The 4,985-nt window shown below is 41.1% G+C and carries 4 protein-coding genes and 2 pseudogenes; 4 read left to right on the top strand and 2 right to left on the bottom strand.

Going from position 1 to position 4,985, the window contains the following annotated elements; all coding sequences use genetic code 11:
- The first annotated feature begins 208 nt into the window (after positions 1-208).
- The 4 genes from rfbA to rfbD all read left to right on the top strand — a co-directional run bounded on the left by rfbA (position 209) and on the right by rfbD (position 3,613).
- Entirely contained in the window at positions 209-1,078 is an 870-nt protein-coding gene (gene rfbA / locus KGF65_RS16325; protein ID WP_216788246.1) for a glucose-1-phosphate thymidylyltransferase RfbA, read from the top strand.
- A 3-nt stretch (positions 1,079-1,081) separates the two neighbouring features.
- Complete coding sequence (gene rfbC, locus KGF65_RS16330; RefSeq protein WP_216788247.1) at positions 1,082-1,663, top strand: dTDP-4-dehydrorhamnose 3,5-epimerase; 582 nt, start codon at positions 1,082-1,084, stop codon at positions 1,661-1,663.
- Positions 1,664-1,672: 9 nt separating this feature from the next.
- Entirely contained in the window at positions 1,673-2,701 is a 1,029-nt protein-coding gene (gene rfbB / locus KGF65_RS16335; protein ID WP_216788248.1) for a dTDP-glucose 4,6-dehydratase, read from the top strand.
- A gap of 69 nt (positions 2,702-2,770) precedes the next feature.
- Entirely contained in the window at positions 2,771-3,613 is an 843-nt protein-coding gene (gene rfbD, locus KGF65_RS16340; RefSeq protein ID WP_216788249.1) for a dTDP-4-dehydrorhamnose reductase, read from the top strand.
- Positions 3,614-3,971: 358 nt separating this feature from the next.
- Here rfbD and KGF65_RS17200 read toward each other — a convergent pair.
- Both KGF65_RS17200 and KGF65_RS16345 read right to left on the bottom strand, forming a co-directional pair.
- Positions 3,972-4,158: pseudogene (locus tag KGF65_RS17200) on the bottom strand (D-2-hydroxyacid dehydrogenase); the annotation flags it as partial.
- Positions 4,150-4,985, bottom strand: a pseudogene (locus KGF65_RS16345) (DNA topoisomerase); the annotation flags it as partial. The pseudogenes KGF65_RS16345 and KGF65_RS17200, both read right to left, overlap by 9 nt.

Genomic DNA, 4,985 nt, shown 5'->3' on the forward strand with positions numbered 1-4,985 from the left:
CTACAAAATGGTGTTGGCTTTCGTTATCACATTGTTTGTATTTAAAATTGTTAATTTTGACGGTTTTAATTTATATCTTTCATTTGTCCTAAATTCCATTGGAGCACTTCTTTGTTTCGTGATTATGATGTTAATAATACATGACAAGGCCATGGTACATTTACTGTATTTGCTAAAGATATAAAATTTAGGGAGGATTAATTTTAGAATGAAAGGGATTATTTTGGCGGGTGGGTCTGGCACAAGGCTGTATCCAATTACACGGGCGATTTCAAAACAATTGATCCCGATTTATGATAAGCCAATGATTTATTATCCGTTGTCGACGTTAATGTTGGCAGGAATCCAAGATATTTTGGTTATTTCAACACCGGATGATACACCACGGTTCAAAGAACTGTTAGGCGATGGTCATGATTTGGGCTTGAATCTATCCTATGCTGTCCAAGAAAAGCCGAACGGTTTAGCTGAAGCTTTTATTTTGGGTGCTGATTTTATTGGTGACGACTCAGTCTGCCTGATTTTAGGTGATAATATTTATTATGGTGGCGGCTTATCCAAGATGCTTCAACATGCTAGCGCTAAGCCGGAGGGGGCCACGGTCTTTGGTTACCATGTCAATGATCCGGAACGGTTTGGTGTCGTTGACTTTGATGAAAATATGCATGCAAAGTCCATTGTTGAAAAGCCTGTACACCCAGCTAGTAATTATGCTGTCACGGGAATGTATTTTTATGATAATCAAGTCGTTGATATTGCGAAGAATATTCAACCATCACCACGTGGTGAATTGGAGATTACGGATATCAACAAAGTTTACTTAGAACATAATGAGTTAGATGTTGAACTCATGGGACGAGGGTTTGCCTGGCTTGATACTGGGACCCATGATTCATTACAAGAAGCAAGCAGTTTTATTGCAACTGTTGAAAGACGTGAGAACCTAAAAGTGGCTTGTCTCGAAGAAGTGGCCTATCGGATGGGCTATATCGATGCTGATAAAGTGTATGAATTGGCGCAACCATTGAAGAAGAATGATTACGGTCAATACTTATTAAGATTAATTGGGAGGGCTTAAATTTTGGGCAAATTAAAGGTAACAACGACTAAGTTACAAGATGTTAAGATTATTGAACCAGCAGTTTTTGGTGACAAGCGCGGGTTCTTTACGGAAACTTACTCTGACCGTGATTTCAAAGAAGCTGGAGTTGATTTTGATTTCATTCAGGATAATCAATCATTGTCAGCTGAAGCGGGTGTTTTGCGGGGACTGCATTTTCAACGTGGCAAGGCAGCGCAAACTAAATTAATTCGCGTGGTGACTGGTGCCGTGCTTGATGTTATTGTGGACGTTCGTGCTGGCTCACCTACGTACGGTGAATGGGAAGGCTACATTATCTCTGAAAGTAACCACCGTCAATTGTTAGTCCCCCGTGGTTTTGCCCATGGCTTTGTGACATTGACTGATAATGTTAATTTCTTATACAAGTGTGATAACTACTACAACGCTGAAGCTGATGGTGGAATCACCTTTATGGATAAAGATTTAAATATTAACTGGCCTATTGATTACGATCAAGCTATTACTTCTGAAAAGGATGCTAAACAACAGACCTTCAAAGAATTTGAACAGAATAATCTGTTTGTTTACGGCGAAATTTAAGGAGACGTCATGGAAAACTTATTAGTTACCGGTGGTGCCGGCTTTATTGGTTCTAACTTTGTTCACTATGTTTATAATCATCATCCCGAAGTCCAGATTACCGTGTTAGATAAGTTAACTTATGCTGGTAATCGGGCCAACTTGGAAGAAATTCTAGGCGACCGGGTTAAATTAGTTGTGGGTGACATTTGTGATGCGCCCTTAGTTGATGAATTAATGCAACAAACTGACGCGGTTGTCCATTACGCCGCTGAAAGCCATAATGATAATTCATTGAAGGATCCATGGCCATTCATCGAAACGAATATTATTGGGACTTATACGCTGATTCAATCCGCACATAAGTTTAACAAACGCTTCCACCATGTTTCCACTGATGAAGTATACGGTGATTTACCATTACGGGAAGATTTACCGGGCCATGGTGAGGGTGTTGGCGAGAAGTTTACACCAACTAGTCGGTATAAGCCTTCCAGCCCATACTCTTCATCTAAGGCCAGCAGTGATCTCTTAGTTCGGGCTTGGATGCGTTCGTTTGGCTTACAAGCCACCATTTCAAACTGCTCAAATAACTATGGTCCTTATCAATATATTGAGAAATTTATTCCACGCCAAATTACTAATATATTAAGTGGTATTCGGCCAAAATTATATGGTAGTGGTAAAAATGTTCGTGACTGGATTCACACGAACGACCATTCTGCGGCCGTTTGGGATATTTTAACCAAGGGTAAGATTGGTGAGACCTACCTGATTGGTGCCGATGGTGAAATGAATAATAAGGACGTCTTGGAAATGATTCTTGAATTAATGGGTCAGCCTAAAGATGCTTATGATGTTGTTAAGGACCGTCCCGGCCATGATTTACGTTATGCAATCGATTCAACTAAGTTGCGCACGGAATTAGGTTGGCAGCCAGAGTTTACTGACTTCCAGTCTGGTTTGAAAGCAACGATTGATTGGTATACGGACCATCAAGACTGGTGGCAAGCAGATAAGAACAAGGTTGAATCAAACTACGCCAAGAACGGGCAATAAAAACACAGAAGATTTTGAATAAGCGAAGTGTCGATTGACAGTTCGCTTATTTTTTAGGAGGAAATGAAAATGGCTAAAGTAATGATTATTGGTGCCAATGGTCAGTTAGGTCATGAGTTACAACGACTATTAAATGAACAAGAAATTGCATTTGACGCGCTGACTGAAAAAGAATTGGATATTACAGACTTGGACGCAGTCAAAGCTAAGATTGCCGAATTACAACCAGCGGTCTTATATGATTGCGCGGCTTACACAGCAGTTGATAAGGCCGAAGATGAAGGCAAAGCCCTCAATTGGCTGGTAAATGTTGATGGAACAAAAAATTTAGCCCAAGTAGCAGCTGAACAGGGTGTTAAATTGGTTTATGTTTCTACTGACTACGTTTTTGATGGCACTAATAAAGGCGAATATTTAGAAGATGATCCCGCCAACCCCAAGAATGAGTATGGGCGTGCTAAGTGGGCTGGTGAAGAAGCCGTTCGTCACAGCGGTGCTGATTACTATATTGTTCGGACTAGCTGGGTTTTCGGCGAATTTGGACATAACTTTGTCTTCACAATGCAGAATTTAGCAAAGACGCATGACAAGTTGACAGTCGTCAATGATCAACTTGGACGGCCAACCTGGACGCGAACATTAGCAGAATTTATGGTCCACCTGGTGAAAACTGAAGCCGCTTCAGGGACCTATCAATTAAGTAACGATAGTACAGCTACTTGGTATGACTTTGCGAAGGAAATTTTGAAGGATACTGATGTTGAAGTAGCACCAGTTACTTCTGAACAATTTCCACAAAAGGCTTACCGGCCACAGCATTCAGTGATGAATTTGGATAAGGCTAAAGCAACTGGTTATAAGATACTAACCTGGCAGGAAGCATTGAGTGCATTCCTAAAAAGTCTCGGATAATTAGCGCATGAAGGAGCTAGCACAACAAAATTGTAAAATTTAAACAGTTAAAGGAGAAAATTGTGAAAGTAAATTCTTCGGTCTCATCAAGAGACAAAATTGCGATATACATGGGCGCCTTGTTAAAAATGATACGAGGAATTTGGTAGCGTTCAAGAATCAAAGGACATAGCATTCTATTCGTTGGGAATCATGTGAGGTTAATGAATATTCAACATATCAGAGCAGGCAAATTGGTTAGGTTTGAAGATTATGATGGAAGTTCAAGGCCTGTCTGAGTCAGAAGTGACAATGGGAAACTCCGTTACAATAGGACGAAATGTAAAAATTCGTCCTAGTAGTTACTATGGTATTGGCCCTGATTATGTAATCCAACTTGACTAGTCACTTCTAATAATAACGAGAAAGTAAATTGTGTTACTGCGTCACTTGCATATGTGGGAATGTTAGTCACCACAACCTTGTTCTGTTGTGCGCTCTCAATATCAACGACATCATAACCGGTTCCCCATGATTCCGATATACTTCAATCGTGATGTTTTGTTGCTCCATTTCTTGGGTAGGGTAAAGTCCTCGCCTTGCTTGGGTTTCACAATGTAAAACTTTTGTTTATTTATGACAGTTACTTGTGGTGTTTCTAAGAACTCCTCGGTAACTTTTTGCGCTTGCTGTTGGTGATTGATTTGTTGCTTAATGGCTGCACTGCCAGTTAATTGTGTTGGGACATCAGCGATCAATTTCACTACGAACTTCTTAATTTGGCTCAAAAAGTTATCCGGGGTGCGTTCTTCGGTACTGATTTGCTGTAACGCTTGCTCCCATTTAGCCGTCATTTCTGGACTAGTTAGCAAGGGTTCGAGTTCGACTGCTTTACATAGTGTGATCCCAGCTTCACTGACGTGCAGCTTATTTTTTTCAGTGACGAGATAGCCGCGTTGCTTTAACACTTCTAGCACATTGGCCCGGGTCGCACTTGTCCCAATGCCTTGCACATCTTTGAGAATTGCCTGGGCTGCTTCATCATCAAGCGTTTTGCCGGCAGTCTTCATGGCCGTAATCAGGGTTCCTTCGGTAAAGGGTACCGGTGGTGTCGTTTCTTTTTGCGGCGTTTGCAGATTCGCTGGAACTTGGTCGCCTTGGTGAACAATCGGTAGGGTGGCTGCTTCTTGCTGGTCGGCTTTGTTTTCATCAAATAATGCTTGCCAACCTTGCTTAGTTGGGGCCTTACCGGTTGCTTTAAAATTAGCATCGCCGACTTGGGTAACAATGGTGGTTTCTTCATATTCGTAAGGATCAGCAAACATCGCTAACGTCGTTTTTAAAACTAAGTCATAGACTTGATGCCATATTTTAGGTAAGGTAGCTAATTGAT

Origin of the sequence: Lactiplantibacillus sp. 30.2.29, from assembly GCF_018991255.1 — a bacterium.
Taxonomy (GTDB): domain Bacteria; phylum Bacillota; class Bacilli; order Lactobacillales; family Lactobacillaceae; genus Lactiplantibacillus; species Lactiplantibacillus pentosus.